Annotated in this window: 10 protein-coding genes; 6 read left to right on the forward strand and 4 right to left on the reverse strand. The window is 61.8% G+C overall.

The window, feature by feature from the left end:
• The first annotated feature begins 358 nt into the window (after window positions 1-358).
• The 4 genes from AC244_RS34195 (at window position 359) to chrA (ending at window position 7,138) form a co-directional block, all read left to right on the forward strand.
• Entirely contained in the window at window positions 359-1,465 is a 1,107-nt protein-coding gene (locus AC244_RS34195) for an efflux RND transporter periplasmic adaptor subunit (protein WP_053253271.1), read from the forward strand.
• 2 nt (window positions 1,466-1,467) lie between these two features.
• Window positions 1,468-4,701 carry an efflux RND transporter permease subunit gene (locus tag AC244_RS34200; protein WP_053253272.1) on the forward strand — a complete coding sequence of 1,078 codons (3,234 nt, stop codon included), beginning with the start codon at window positions 1,468-1,470 and terminating at the stop codon, window positions 4,699-4,701.
• 207 nt (window positions 4,702-4,908) lie between these two features.
• The gene (locus tag AC244_RS34205) at window positions 4,909-5,730 is read left to right on the forward strand and encodes a chromate resistance protein ChrB domain-containing protein (RefSeq protein WP_053253280.1); all 822 of its coding nucleotides are present in this window, start codon (window positions 4,909-4,911) and stop codon (window positions 5,728-5,730) included.
• Window position 5,731: 1 nt separating this feature from the next.
• Window positions 5,732-7,138, forward strand: coding sequence for a chromate efflux transporter (gene chrA / locus AC244_RS34210; protein ID WP_053253273.1), 1,407 nt, complete (start codon window positions 5,732-5,734; stop codon window positions 7,136-7,138).
• 37 nt (window positions 7,139-7,175) lie between these two features.
• Here chrA and AC244_RS34215 read toward each other — a convergent pair whose 3' ends face one another.
• Window positions 7,176-7,529: a winged helix-turn-helix transcriptional regulator gene (locus tag AC244_RS34215; RefSeq protein ID WP_053253274.1), complete on the reverse strand. Its 354-nt coding sequence runs from the start codon at window positions 7,527-7,529 to the stop codon at window positions 7,176-7,178.
• Between the two features lie 100 nt (window positions 7,530-7,629).
• Here AC244_RS34215 and AC244_RS34220 point away from each other — a divergent pair, with 100 nt between their 5' ends.
• On the forward strand, window positions 7,630-8,643 hold the full coding sequence (locus tag AC244_RS34220; RefSeq protein WP_053253275.1) for a zinc-binding alcohol dehydrogenase family protein: 1,014 nt from the start codon (window positions 7,630-7,632) through the stop codon (window positions 8,641-8,643).
• 235 nt (window positions 8,644-8,878) lie between these two features.
• Window positions 8,879-9,163, forward strand: coding sequence for a DUF6894 family protein (locus AC244_RS34225; protein ID WP_053253276.1), 285 nt, complete (start codon window positions 8,879-8,881; stop codon window positions 9,161-9,163).
• A gap of 98 nt (window positions 9,164-9,261) precedes the next feature.
• Here the strand turns inward: AC244_RS34225 and AC244_RS34230 are convergent, their stop codons facing one another.
• The 3 genes from AC244_RS34230 to AC244_RS34240 form a co-directional block, all read right to left on the reverse strand.
• Window positions 9,262-11,517: a TonB-dependent receptor gene (locus tag AC244_RS34230; protein WP_202596162.1), complete on the reverse strand. Its 2,256-nt coding sequence runs from the start codon at window positions 11,515-11,517 to the stop codon at window positions 9,262-9,264.
• 173 nt (window positions 11,518-11,690) lie between these two features.
• A complete protein-coding gene (locus tag AC244_RS34235) occupies window positions 11,691-12,629 on the reverse strand; it encodes a FecR family protein (RefSeq protein WP_053253278.1) in 939 nt (312 codons plus the stop codon).
• 150 nt (window positions 12,630-12,779) lie between these two features.
• A complete protein-coding gene (locus tag AC244_RS34240) occupies window positions 12,780-13,301 on the reverse strand; it encodes an RNA polymerase sigma factor (RefSeq protein ID WP_053253279.1) in 522 nt (173 codons plus the stop codon).
• Window positions 13,302-13,433 lie beyond the last annotated feature (132 nt).

A 13,433-nucleotide genomic window follows, 5' to 3' on the forward strand; every position in this document is an offset into this window, starting at 1 on the left:
ATCAACGGGTTCATCATCGACGTCCGCAATGCTCCCAGACAAGTCCAGCAGCTCGCATTCGATAACGGCCTTATCCCCTACATCCCTGACGAAAAGCTGTAGATGTTAAGTCCGACAGGCTGCTAGGTTGAGGGCTCCTTCAATGCCAGCCTGAGATTATGGTGGCAAATGCGGGCACACTCGATCCAAGTCGCATCGACAGCTTGCTGCTCACCGCCAACTCAATTCGAAGGGCGGCGTTACAGTTTCGGATGACAGGACGGAGATTTGATCTTTCAAGACAAAGAGTTCGTAACTACTGTGCGGTTGTGCAGACTACGTGGGACTGAACCTGGCCTTGTTGCTGAAAGGATGTCGCATGACCGTGCCGAAAGTCACTTTCTCTGTCTTTTCCTTCCTTTTTGCCATCGCGATCAGCTTCTCGAATGCTTACGCACAGCAGGCACCCGCGGTGGTCGTGGCACCCGCCAGGGTCGTGGATCTGCGCGAAAGCGTCGACCTGACGGGTCGGGTCGTCGCAACCCAGAAAGTCGATATCCGTGCACGCGTCGCCGGCTTCCTGGAGGCAGTCAATTTTAGGGAAGGGCAGAAGGTAACGGCCGGGACCGTGCTTTATCAGGTCGAGGATGGCGCCTATCGGGCGGCCGTGCAGGAAATAGAAGGTTCGATCCAGGCGGCCGAGGCGCAACGGGACCTCGCAGTGCTCGAACGAGACCGCGCCAAACAACTGATAGCAACCAATACGATCTCGCAAGCCAAGGTCGACACCGCCAACGCCGAAGTCAAGAAGGCGGAGGCGGAACTTGTACGGCTGAAGGGCAGCAAGCAGAGCGCCGACCTCAACCTCTCCTACACAAAGATTACCGCACCGTTCGACGGCGTGTTGGGCCTGACCTCCGCCGATGTCGGCGCGCTGGTCGGCCCGGATACTGGCGCGTTGGTCACCTTGACGCGGCTCGATCCAATCTACGTCGAATTTCCGGTCTCTACCTCGCTGCTGCTGACCTATCGGGAGCGCGTGCTGAAGGGGATGACGCCTGGCGGCGCCAATGTCGGGCTGACGTTGCCCAATGGCACGGAGTACCCGCTGAAAGGCACCATCGATTTCATCGCCAGTAACGTCGCCCAGGGAACCGACACCGTGACCGTTCGCGCGCAGTTCGACAACCCGAACGACCTGTTGCTCGACGGCACGCTGGTGCGCGTCATCCTCGAACAATCCGACAAGCAGGACGTTCTGGCTGTGCCGCAACAGGCCGTCCAACGCGACCAGCAGGGTGCTTTCGTCATGGTGGTCGACGGCAGCTCTAAGGTCGAGTTGCGCCGCATCGACGTCGCCCGCTCCGCCCGCGGCCTTTCGGTGGTTACCAAGGGGCTTAAGGAGGGCGAAAACGTCATCACCGAAGGTGTCGGCAAGGTCAGGCCCGGCATCGTCGTCGACGCAGCACCGGCGACGGGTGGCTGAGCATGATCTCCGAAATCTTCATCGATCGCCCGCGTTTTGCCGCAGTCATCTCGATCGTTCTCACGCTGGCGGGCCTGATCGCGCTCACCCGGCTGCCGATCGCACAGTTTCCCGACATCGTGCCGCCACAGGTGAGCGTCACCGCCAGCTACCCCGGCGCCGGCGCCGAGGTGGTCGAAACGACCGTCGCCCAACCGATCGAGAGCAAGATCGTCGGCGTCGACGACATGCTCTACATGAAGTCGACGAGCGGCGCCGACGGCTCCTATACGCTGACCGTCACCTTCGCCGTCGGCACCGACCCGGACATCGCCACCGTCAACGTGCAGAACCGCGTTTCGCTTGCCGAGGCCGGCCTACCGTCCGAGGTGAAACAAACCGGGGTCAGCGTGCGCAAGAAGTCGTCGGCCCTGATGCAGGTGATCACCATCTACGGCAAGGACGACGGTTTCGATTCGCTGTTTCTGTCCAACTACGCCACCATCAACCTTCTGGACACGGTCAAGCGGGTCCCGGGCGTCGGGGATGCCTCGCTGTTCGGCGCAAAAGACTATGCCATGCGCATCGTGCTCGATATCGACCGCCTGACCAATCTCGGTCTGACGCCGACCGATGTGATCAATGCGTTGAAGACGCAGAACGTCCAGGCGGCCATCGGCCGGATCGGCGCGCAGCCGATGACCGACGATCCGCTGTTTCAGCTCAATCTTCAGACCCAGGGGCGTCTCACCGATCCCTCGCAGTTCGAGAATGTGGTCTTGAGGGCCGAGCCGGACGGGTCCTTCGTGCGCATTCGCGATATTGCGAAAGTCGAGTTGGGCGCGGCGAGTTCCGACTCGAGCGCCCGCTTCAACGGCAAGCCGGTTGCCATGATCGGCACCTATCAGGCACCGGGAGCCAATGCGCTTGCGGCCGCCGCGGGTGTCAAGCAGGCGATGGAGCGGCTTTCCCAGTCGTTTCCCGAAGGCCTGACCTATTCCGTCTCCTACGACACGACCCAGTTCGTCGAGGCGAGTGTCGAGAATGTCGAGCACACGCTGCTCGAAGCCTTTGTGCTCGTCATCATCGTCGTCTTCCTGTTCCTCGGCAATGTCAGGGCGACGTTGATCCCGCTCGTCGCCGTGCCCGTCGCGCTCATCGGCACCTTCGCGGTCATCCTTGTCATGGGTTTCTCGCTGAACACGGTATCGCTGCTGGCGATGGTTCTGGCGATCGGCATCGTCGTCGACGATGCGATCGTCGTGGTCGAGAACATCGAGCGGGTGATGGAGGAAAACCCGGGCATGCAGGCGCCCGAGGCAGCGCGGCTTGCCATGGGCGAGATCACCGGGGCGATCGTCGCCATCACGCTGGTTCTGCTGTCGGTGTTCGTTCCCGTCGCGTTCATCCCTGGATTGAGCGGGCAGCTGTTTCAGCAATTCGCCGTGGCCGTATCCGTATCGATGGTGATCTCCGCGATCAATGCGCTGACCTTGAGTCCTGCACTCTGCTCCATCCTGTTGAAACCGCATCACGGACCGAAACGCGGCATCCTCGGCTGGATCTCGCGGCGGATCGACAATGGACGCGATGGCTATGTGCATGTCGCCGGGCATATCGCCCGTAGGGCGATCCTCGGCATCCTGCTCCTGGCCGTCGCGATCGGCGCCACCGGCTGGCTCTTCCGTGTCGTGCCCACCGGGTTTCTGCCGAGTGAAGACCAGGGCGCCTACTTCACCGAAGTGCGGCTGCCGGAGGGCGCGTCCTACAACAGGACCGATGCGGTCGTGCGCGAAGTCGAGACGATGCTCGGTGGGATCGACGGCGTAGCCGATGTCATTACCGTCACCGGATACAGTTTCCTCGATGGCCTGTCCAAATCGAACAGCGCCTTTGCCATCGTCACGATGAAGCCGTTCGCCGAGCGCACCAGCACGGCCAGCTCCGTCGATGCGGCAATCGCAACGACCATGGCCAAGGGCGCGACCATCCGCGGCGCACAGATCTTCGCCTTCAACCTGCCGCCGATCATGGGTCTCGGCACGGGCTCTGGCTTCGAATACCAGCTGCTCGATCTGCAGGGCCGACCGCCCGCGGATTTGGCGGCAACGGCCGGCGGCTTGATCATAGCTGCGAACCAGAGCCCGCTGCTCGGCCCCACCTTCACCACCTATTCGGCAAGCGCGCCGCAGCTTTACCTCGATCTCGATCGAGACCGCCTGCAGGCACTTGGGGTCTCGGTGAGCGATCTCTTCACAACCCTTCAAGGTACGCTCGGGTCCTTTTACGTCAACGACTTCAACCTCTTCGGACGCAGTTGGAAGGTCAACCTGCAGGCGGCCGAAGCCGACCGCAGGTCGGTCGACGATATCGCGCGCCTGCACGTCCGCAACGCGTCCGGAGGCATGGTTCCGGTCGCCTCCGTCGCACGCGTCGAATACGTCATCGGGCCGCAATCGATCGTGCGGTACAACAACTACCGCTCCATCACGCTCAATGGTCAGCCAGCACCCGGTGTATCGTCAGGCGAGGCGCTTGCCGCGATGGAGGCGCTGTCGGCCACCACGCTTCCACCCGGCTACAGTTACGAGTGGACGGGCACCGCCTTGCAGGAGCTTGAAGCGGCGGGACAGACGACGGCCATCCTCGCGCTGGCGGTGCTGTTTGCCTATCTGTTCCTGGTCGCGCTCTATGAAAGCTGGACGATCCCAGTCCCCGTATTGCTGTCGGTGGCGGTCGGCGTCGCCGGCGCCCTCGTCTCGGTTCTCGTGGCGGGCCTGTCGTTCGACATCTACGCCCAGATCGGCCTCGTCGTGCTCATCGCGCTCGCTTCCAAGAATGCGATCCTCATCGTCGAATTCGCCAAGTTTCATCGCGAGAAGGGTGCAGGCATCGTCGAAGCGGCGGTCGAAGGCGCGCGCGCCCGCTTCCGCGCGGTGATGATGACGAGCTTCGCCTTCATCGTCGGGCTCATCCCCCTGGTGACAGCGCAAGGGGCCGGCATGCTGAGCCGGCGCGCGGTCGGCACGGGGGTCGCGGGTGGCATGCTTGCAGCCTCGCTGATCGGGATCTTCATCATCCCGGCCCTCTATGTCGTGTTTCAATGGTTGCGTGAGCGTGGCCATAAGCTCGCAGGTCTTTCGACCACGGGCGGAGCACACGCGCCAGCGACGACGGGCGATACCGAGATCAAGCATATTTCCGCCGAGAACAGCGAAGAAGCGCGCCCTGCCGCAATTGAACAAAGGGCCCCCTAGGTCAGGACCTATCCAGCAACACGCTGAGATAGCGGCTGCATGCAGGAGGCCGCCGATGAAACGGCGGTCTTCGATCCGATAGACACCCTGCAGCGGCTTGACAGACCGCGCGAAACAGCGGAAAAATTGCGCATGGGGTCGCGATCACCCCACGAGGCGACAGCCGAAGTATCGCGTCCATTCAACCGCTCAGACGGAGGACGCGTTATGACGTCACTTCTTGAAATTTCCCCCGACAAACTCGCCCGCCTTATCGGCATACCCAAATGCCCGGTGCTTATCGACGTCAGAATCGACGAGGATTTCGACGCCGATCCACGGCTGATCCCCGGCTCGCTTCGGCGCGACTACCGCCACGTACAGAACTGGAGCGAAGACTTCGCCGGGCAATCCGCCATTATCATTTGCCATCGCGGCAAGAAGCTGAGCCATGGCGTCGCCGCCTGGCTGAGACACGCGGGAATTCCGGCCGACGTCCTGGAAGGCGGATTTGAGGCATGGGCCGAAGCTGGCTATCCGGCTGTGCCCGCGTCCATGGTGCCAAACCGCCAGACGAACGGATACACGCTCTGGGTCACGCGCGCGCGCCCAAAAATCGACCGCATTGCCTGCCCTTGGCTCATACGCCGCTTCGTCGATCCGAACGCCATCTTCCTGTTCGTGGCACCAGCAGAAGTCGAAGCTGTGGCGGATCGCTTCGACGCCACGCCTTTTGACATCGACGCCCCGATCCGCTGGAGCCATCGGGGCGACCGCTGCACCTTCGACGTGATGGTGGAGGCGTTCGGGCTGGAAACGGAACCGATGCTGCGGCTGGCAACCATCGTGCGAGGCGCAGACACAGCGCGCCTCGACCTTGCCCCCGAGGCTCCCGGCCTGCTTGCGGTTTCGCTCGGGCTCTCGCGCATGTATGCAGACGATCATGAGCAACTGGAGGCAGGTATGCTGCTCTATGACGCCTTCTACCGCTGGTGCCGTGATGCAACCAGCGAAACGCACAACTGGCCCTCGCCGAAGAAGGGGGCATGAAATGACCGATGTTGTTCACACGACCGACGCCGGTGCGGCGTCGGCGCCCCATGGCCACGGCATCTCGTTTGCGGAGGCCATCTGGGTCTGGGTGCGGATCGCTGCCTTAAGCTTCGGCGGCCCCGCGGGCCAGATCGCGGTGATGCATCGCATCCTCGTCGACGAGAAACGCTGGATCGGCGAACATCGTTTCCTGCATGCGCTCAATTACTGCATGTTGCTGCCTGGTCCCGAGGCGCAGCAGCTCGCAATCTACATTGGCTGGCTGCTGCATCGCACGGCCGGTGGCCTCGTCGCCGGCATTTTGTTTGTCTTGCCGGGTTTCCTCGCCATCCTGGGCTTGAGCTACGTCTACGCCGCCTTTGGCAATGTCAGCCTGATCGAAGGGCTATTCTTCGGGTTGAAGGCGGCCGTGCTTGCCGTCGTCGTCCAGGCGGTTTTCCGCATTGGCAGCCGGGCGCTGAAAAACAGGCTGATGATCGGCATCGCGGCCGCAGCCTTTGTCGCGATCTTCTTCTTCCGTGTGCCCTTTCCGCTGATCATTCTAACGGCCGGGATCGTCGGCTACATCGGCGGGCGCTCAGGCTCGCCGCTCTTTCGGATCGGCGGCGGTCATGGCAAGACAACCGGACCGGTCCTCAAGGACGAGGATTCGGCCTTGGGCGAGCAGACGCCAATCCATGCCCGCCCCAATCTCACCTGGTCGCTCAAGGTGTCCGCGGCGTTTCTCGCCCTGTGGCTCGTGCCGCTGGCGCTCCTGTTTGCTTTTCTCGGGCCGAACGACGTGTTCACCGAGATCGGGTGGTTCTTCAGCAAGATGGCGGTCGTCACCTTCGGGGGTGCCTATGCTGTGCTCGCCTATGTCGCGCAGGAAGCCGTGCAACATTACGGCTGGCTCAAACCGGGCGAAATGCTCGACGGTCTCGGCATGGCGGAAACGACCCCCGGTCCGCTGATCATGGTCGTCCAGTTCGTTGGCTTCATGGGCGCCTATCGCGATCCCGGGACGCTTGCCCCGATGACGGCTGCAACGCTGGGCGCGCTGTTGACGACGTGGGTGACCTTCGTGCCCTGTTTTCTCTGGATCTTCCTCGGGGCGCCCTTCATCGAGAAACTGAGGGGCAATATCGCCCTGACCGGCGCGATGTCGGCCATCACTGCCGCCGTCGTCGGCGTCATCCTCAACCTTGCGGTCTGGTTCGGTCTTCACACGCTGTTTTCGCAGGTCGTCCCGTGGAGTGCAGGCGGCCTTACGCTCGATGTGCCTGTCTTGAGTTCGCTGGTATTGCCGTCACTCTTGCTGACGCTTGCGGCAGCGCTGGCGATCTTCCGCTTCAACGCCTCGGTGATCGCAACGCTGCTTGCATCGGCGCTCGCCGGCATGGTGTGGGTGCTGGTCGGGGCATGAGACAGCGGTGCTACTCCCCCCGCCTTCGACGCCGTGGCTAGGCTGCAGCACTCCCCGCCGACGGCATATTGGCGTCCCCCCAGGTCTTGAGCGCAAGGATGACCGGCTCCAGCGTGCGGCCGCGTTCCGAGAGATCGTAGTCGACGCGGGGTGGGACCTGGGCAAAAACCGTGCGCGTAATCAGGCCATCGGCCTCGAGCTCGCGCAACTGGTTCGTCAGCATGCGCTGGGTAACGTTCGGCAGCTTCCGACGGATTTCATTGAAGCGCATGGTGCCGGCCATCAGGTGGTAGAGAACGACGCCCTTCCACTTGCCGTCGATCAGGCTGAGCGTCGCCTCGACGGCACATCCCGGGCTGCAGTCGAAACGATCGTGGCGCGTACGTCCCATCCAATGGTATCCTTTTCGACACTATGGGCTTTATATGTGCGTTCTTGCGATGTCTGGGTATAGTGCGCATCTTGGTTGTGTTCAACCGATGGAGCATTCAATGCGCGCCGTAGCCTACCAAGTCCCCCAGCCGATCGAAGCCGAAACGTCACTGGTCGATATCGACCTGCCGCGCCCGGAGCCCAAGGGCCGGGACATCCTCGTCGACGTCAAAGCGATCTCGGTCAATCCGGTCGACACGAAGATTCGTCGCGGTGCAAAACCCGAAGCCGGCCAGTGGAAGGTGCTCGGCTGGGATGCTGCCGGCGTGGTCAGTGCCGTCGGGCCGGATGCGTCCTTCTTCAAGCCGGGCGACGAGGTCTTCTATGCCGGCGCCATCAACCGCTCCGGCACCAATGCCGAATTTCATCTGGTCGACGAACGTATCGTCGGCAGGAAACCCAAATCGTTGGACTTTGCCGCCGCAGCCGCCCTGCCGCTGACATCGATCACCGCTTGGGAAATGCTGTTCGACCGCCTCGAAGTCACCCGCCCGGTCGCAGGCGCTGCCAATGCGATCCTTATTATCGGCGGCGCCGGTGGAGTCGGCTCGATCGCCATACAGATCGCGCGGGCGCTCACCGATCTCACTGTGATCGCCACCGCATCGCGTCCTGAAACGGTCGAATGGGTGAAGTCGCTTGGCGCCCACCACGTCGTCGACCACCGGCAGCCGCTTGCCGCGCAAATCGAAAGCCTCGGGATAGGCCAGCCCGGCTTCGTGTTCTCAACGACCAACACGGACGACCATCTCGACCAGATCGTCGAACTGATCGCGCCCCAGGGACGCTTCGGGCTGATCGACGACCCGAAGCAACTCGACGCACTTCCCCTCAAGCGAAAAAGCATCTCGCTGCATTGGGAGCTGATGTTCACGCGCTCGCTGTTTGCAACCGCAGACATCGAGAAACAGAACGCCCTCTTGAACGGCGTGTCGGAGCTGGTCGATGCCGGCAAGATCATGTCCACGCTCAACGAGAATTTCGGAACGATCAATGCGGCCAATCTCAGGCGCGCGCACGCACTGATCGAGTCCGGCAAGGCCAAGGGCAAGATCGTGCTTTCGGGCTTCTAGGCGAGCGGGCGCAACGCCACCCGCTCATCGCGATATATGTTGCCTGCAGCTAGGGGCCGCTCCATCATGGTCTGCAGCCGACCCCGCGCGATTGCCCGTCGGCAAGAGGTTGGATTGCGCGCTGCTGTGTGTCACGCACAGGTCACGCGCAACGGAAGCGGCGACGTGCTAATACAACCATACCCGAAGCGGCGCGAGTGTTTGTCGTCAATCGCCGTATGGTTTGAGCAAGATCATGCAACGCTATCTTTTTCACATCCACCTGGCAGGCGTTACCAGCCGCGACAAAGTCGGCACGCTGCTTGCCGACGATAGTCAGGCGGTCGAACACGGCCGCCTGGTTGCGGACGAGATCGCCGAAGAGGATGAATACCGGGGTGTCATCGTCGCGGTCGAGAATGCCGGGGGCCGTTTGCTGGCACGATTGACGGCCTCCAGGGCCATGCCTCCCTGGTTGATCGCGAGATCAAAGTTCGAGCATGCCTGGGCGGAACTGAGGATCGACTTCAGCAAACTATAGTCCGAAGAATTTTCGGGCCGCACTGGGCTTCCGATACCAGACAAACTTGCCGGTAAGGAGGAAGAGGCATCGTTGATGCCTCTTCCGTCGGTATCATTTCAGAAGGTCGCCTTGGCGCTCAGGATGAAGGAGCGGCCGGGCTCGTAAAGCGGCGTGACGGTGCCGAATTCCTGGCCATAGGTGGCACGCTCGGAATAGGTTTCGTCGAAGACGTTCTTGATCTCTGCGCGCAGCGTCAGATTGCTGTGGCTCGGCGGCTGATACTCGACGAAGGTGTTGAACACCTTGTAGACTTCCAGGGTTGGAGTCCCAAACGCGACATCATCATTGTCGAGCGCGATCTCGACATCGCCGCCAACCGTAACGCCCCAATCGATGAAGGTGTGCACCGCCAGGAGCGTGATGAACTGGCCGGCCGGGGCCGCCAGATAGATCCCGGTGTCGGAGTCGGCCGGCTTACCGTCGATCGAAACGTCGATGTTGGCATATTTGACCTTGAAGTATCCGTCGCCCCAGTCATATCCGGCGCCGAGCTCGAAACCCTTCGAGCGAACGTCATGGTTCTCGATGGCCCTTGCGACCGCGTATTTGGCCGTGCGCGCGTCGTCGATATCGGTGCGAAAGAGGCTGCCTTCCAGGGTGAAACCGTCATGCCTGGCGACAAGGCCGAAGGCGTAGTTGTCGGCTGTGCTCGGTTCCGGTCCGTCCCCGTAATTCCACCGTGGGTTCATGATGAAGTTTTCGGCAAGCGGAACGCCAGCCCAGACATGGGAATAGCCTGCCTTGGCCGTCAGCAAGTCCTCGATCAGGTCATATTCGCCCGAGACATTGCCGCTGAAGCCGGCGTTGTCCCACTTCTCATTTCTGGTACCGGTGAACCATTGCTGGTCGCCGCGCGCACCGAAGGAAAGTCGGGTGCGTTCCCAGGGCTCCAGCCGCGCCTGCGCATAGATGCCGACATTGCGAGCGCGCTCGGTCGAAGCGTCGAAAGGATCTTCGAGTTCGGCCTTGTCGTTGTAGAAATCGACTCCGGCGGTGATACTGCCGGTATCGAAGCTGAACTTGTTCTCGAACTTGCCGTTGAAACTGCCGGTTTCGCCGGCACCGGGATAGGGGACGGATACTGTGCTTGGCGGCACCGGGCGGGGAAAGATCGGGATCTCGAGCCGCGTCGAGCTGTAGGCCAGCACCACGGTTGGATCCCACCAGCCTTCGGGCGTGCTGTCGGTATAGGAGAAGACTGTGTTCTGGCGGTCAAGCGTATAGTCGCGCACGCGCGGTTCCCACGGCGGACGGCCGCTGATGAAGCCGGTATTGGCGCGGAACGGACGTGGGGCATCGTCATAGACACGCTCGTGGCTGATCTCGAAACGGTCGCCGCTCTCGAATTCGTAGGCAACCTTGCCAAGCCCGCTCAGGAGATCCGTGCCCGTTCCCTCGACGATGCTACCGTTTCCGGCCTTGAACTCATCGCCCTTGGCGAAATTGAAATAGCCGAGAAATTCCAGCCCTTCCTGCATGCCGTAGGCAGAGATCCCGGTCTGGAAGGTCTTGCCGTTGAAGTTGTAGTTGGAACTGACGAAGCCGCCATATCCGTCGCCGTCGAGCAGGTCGCGTGCATCCTTGGTCTCGTAGGCGATGGCACCACCGAGCGCGCCCGGTCCCGCATCCGCCGGCGCGATGCCGGCATCGACGCGCACAGCCTTCAGCAGGCTTGGATCGATGAGGTTGGTCGCGTTGTGATGGAAGACCTTGTTGTTCTGGCGGCCGCCATCCATGGTGACGGCGAGATTGTTTTCCTCGATGCCGTGGACATAGACTTTCTGCGACATCGGCAGCGAACTGCCAACCGCAATGCCCGGCTCGCCGCGGAAGACGTCGGCAATGTTGGCCGGGTTGCGCTGTTCGAGATCCTTCTGGCTGATGACGATTTCGCCCACCCCGGTGGCGTCCCCGAACACCGAGATCGGATCAAGCGCCGTAGAGCCATCCGCCGGCGCTACGGCCGCGCCGCCACCGGCCGCCCCGGTCCCGATCACCGCCGTCCGCCCACCGGAGATGCGATACTCGATGCCCGTGCCCGAAAGCAGTCGCGCAAGCGCCTCCTCCGGCGCATAGGAACCGACGACGGCCTTGGACATGACCCCACGCGAAACCGAAGCGGCAAGCGTCACCTGCAGGCCCGATTGCCGGCCGAAGGCATTGAGCGCATCGGCAAGCGGTTGGGCGGGCAGGTTGAAGCTGCGCGTCGCACTCGCTTGAGACGGTGCATCCTGCGCAAGTGCCGGGCTGGGCCAGTTCAGCGCCGAGGCCAGGCAGATTGCCATTGCCGTCGTTGCTATCAGCTGCCCCATGGGACGCCCGCCGTCGTCGCCCCACTTCAAACGACGGGATCCCTTGCGGCCTTGCGATATGCACATCGTATTCTCATCTCCTTGAATTGCGCACCAGTTGCCGGGCGCTTTCCAACAAAGACGAGGACCGCAGGTTTTTTTCTCAAATAAATTGAATTCTTTTGTCAGGATTTTCAGTATTGCGTCAGGATGCGACCATAGGTCGAGAAGCTGCGGACACGGCCGCCAAAGGGCTCAACCAGTGCCTTCAAGGCACTGTCCGGATCGTGAAGATCATAGAGACCCGTCACCTTGAGACCGGCGAGCTTTCGGTCCGGCACGGCGATCCACGCCGAATGGTAGCGTTGAAGTTGCTCGGCCACCGCGCCGATGGAGGCGTCCTTGACGAATATTCGCCCGCTGCGCCAGGCAGCGACCTGATCGGGCTGGATGGTGTTGCGCGTAACAGCACCATCACTCCTGTTCACGACGGCCATCTCGCCCGGAAGCAGCCTGAAGTCTTGCTTTTCCGTGGTCTCGCCGAGCGAGACCTGAACGACGCCTCTTTCCAGCTCGACGGTCGTTTCTTCTCCCGCAAGCCTGACGTCGAAAGCGGTTCCCACGACCAGGACCTTCACACCTCCAGCCTCGACGGTGAAGGGACGCGCCGGGTTATGCGCGACATCGAAAAACGCTTCGCCGGAAAGCAACGTAACGTGGCGCTCGGCGGCGGACATTTCGGTCTTGATGGCACTGTCGCCGCCAAGCTCGATGACCGTTCCATCCTCCAGCATCACTCTGGCATTCTGACCGGTGGCGGTGACGTGGTCCGCTTGAAGGCGAATCAGAAGGGATGGACCGGCCAACACGACGAACAGGGTCGCGGCAATGGCAGCGACGGCGCCCATGACCGGGCGACGCCAGCGGCGCCTGGTGATCGGAATGACATTGGCGCGCGGCGCGCCCGCCCACAGATGTTCATAGGCCGGAGCCGCTTCGCCCATGAGCTGCCACGTCCGCAGCGCATACTGCCAGGCCCGCTGATGATCGTCAGAGCGATGCAACCAGCGCTGGAAGTCGGCGGTCAGGTCGGGACAGTTGGGCTCAGCCTTCAGGCGCAGAAACCAGTTCATGGCTTCTTCCAGGGTAGCGGCCGCGATTTCCTGATCTTGGGTCAATTACATCCTACGCCGGTCTCGGCCCCTCTGAGGCACTTCTATCCGAACAATCCATCTTTTGACAAAGACGAATGACGCGAATTTTTTTCTCAAGGGGTGACCACTTTAAGTCGCGTTGACCAGAAGCGCAGTGGCAATCTTCATCATCGCTAAGCTGACATAGCGATGAGCACTGGCGGTCGATATGCCCAGATGTGATGCCACCTCTTCAAGCGTGTAGCCGCCGAAGCGATGCATCTCGACGGCAACCCGCGCCTCGACAGGCAATTCGGAGAGTATCTGCGAGATCCTACGAACATCGTCGCACAGCAATGTCGATTGCTCCGGTGTCGGCACATCGGCCGGGACGGACCAGAACGGGACGTCATCCTGGTGATCGATCGCCGAGACCTTCCGACGCCGCAGCACATCGAGCGAGAGGTTCCTGACCGTGCGGTAGAGATAGGCGAGGAGTTGCCCCTTCGAAACGGATCGGGCGCTGGAGGGCAGGAACCGAACAAACGCATCCTGGACGATATCTTCGGCAGCATCGCGGGAACCGAGCAGGCGGACCGCATAGGCGATGAGCGCCGGACGGTGGGCAAGAAAGATATCGACACGCGTTTCGGATTGGGTCTCGGTCGTCATGGGATCCTAGCAGCCTGTCGGACTGGGTATTTGCGAGATAGACGGCGTACGGGCCGCGTTGCCTTGGAGAACGCAGGCGATTGCTTTGGCTGGTGTTGTCGTCAACAGGCAGGTTTTAGACAGTTTGGAGTC

The organism is Ensifer adhaerens (assembly GCF_001270265.1).
GTDB lineage: Bacteria > Pseudomonadota > Alphaproteobacteria > Rhizobiales > Rhizobiaceae > Ensifer > Ensifer adhaerens_B.

Excerpts from the sequence above, each read along its gene's own strand:
- AC244_RS34195 (WP_053253271.1), top strand. The coding sequence starts at position 359 with ATGACCGTGCCGAAAGTCACTTTCTCTGTCTTTTCCTTCCTTTTTGCC.
- AC244_RS34200 (WP_053253272.1), top strand. The coding sequence starts at position 1,468 with ATGATCTCCGAAATCTTCATCGATCGCCCGCGTTTTGCCGCAGTCATC.
- AC244_RS34205 (WP_053253280.1), top strand. The coding sequence starts at position 4,909 with ATGACGTCACTTCTTGAAATTTCCCCCGACAAACTCGCCCGCCTTATC.
- chrA (WP_053253273.1), top strand. The coding sequence starts at position 5,732 with ATGACCGATGTTGTTCACACGACCGACGCCGGTGCGGCGTCGGCGCCC.
- AC244_RS34215 (WP_053253274.1), bottom strand. The coding sequence starts at position 7,529 with ATGGGACGTACGCGCCACGATCGTTTCGACTGCAGCCCGGGATGTGCC.
- AC244_RS34220 (WP_053253275.1), top strand. The coding sequence starts at position 7,630 with ATGCGCGCCGTAGCCTACCAAGTCCCCCAGCCGATCGAAGCCGAAACG.
- AC244_RS34225 (WP_053253276.1), top strand. The coding sequence starts at position 8,879 with ATGCAACGCTATCTTTTTCACATCCACCTGGCAGGCGTTACCAGCCGC.
- AC244_RS34230 (WP_202596162.1), bottom strand. The coding sequence starts at position 11,517 with ATGGGGCAGCTGATAGCAACGACGGCAATGGCAATCTGCCTGGCCTCG.
- AC244_RS34235 (WP_053253278.1), bottom strand. The coding sequence starts at position 12,629 with ATGAACTGGTTTCTGCGCCTGAAGGCTGAGCCCAACTGTCCCGACCTG.
- AC244_RS34240 (WP_053253279.1), bottom strand. The coding sequence starts at position 13,301 with ATGACGACCGAGACCCAATCCGAAACGCGTGTCGATATCTTTCTTGCC.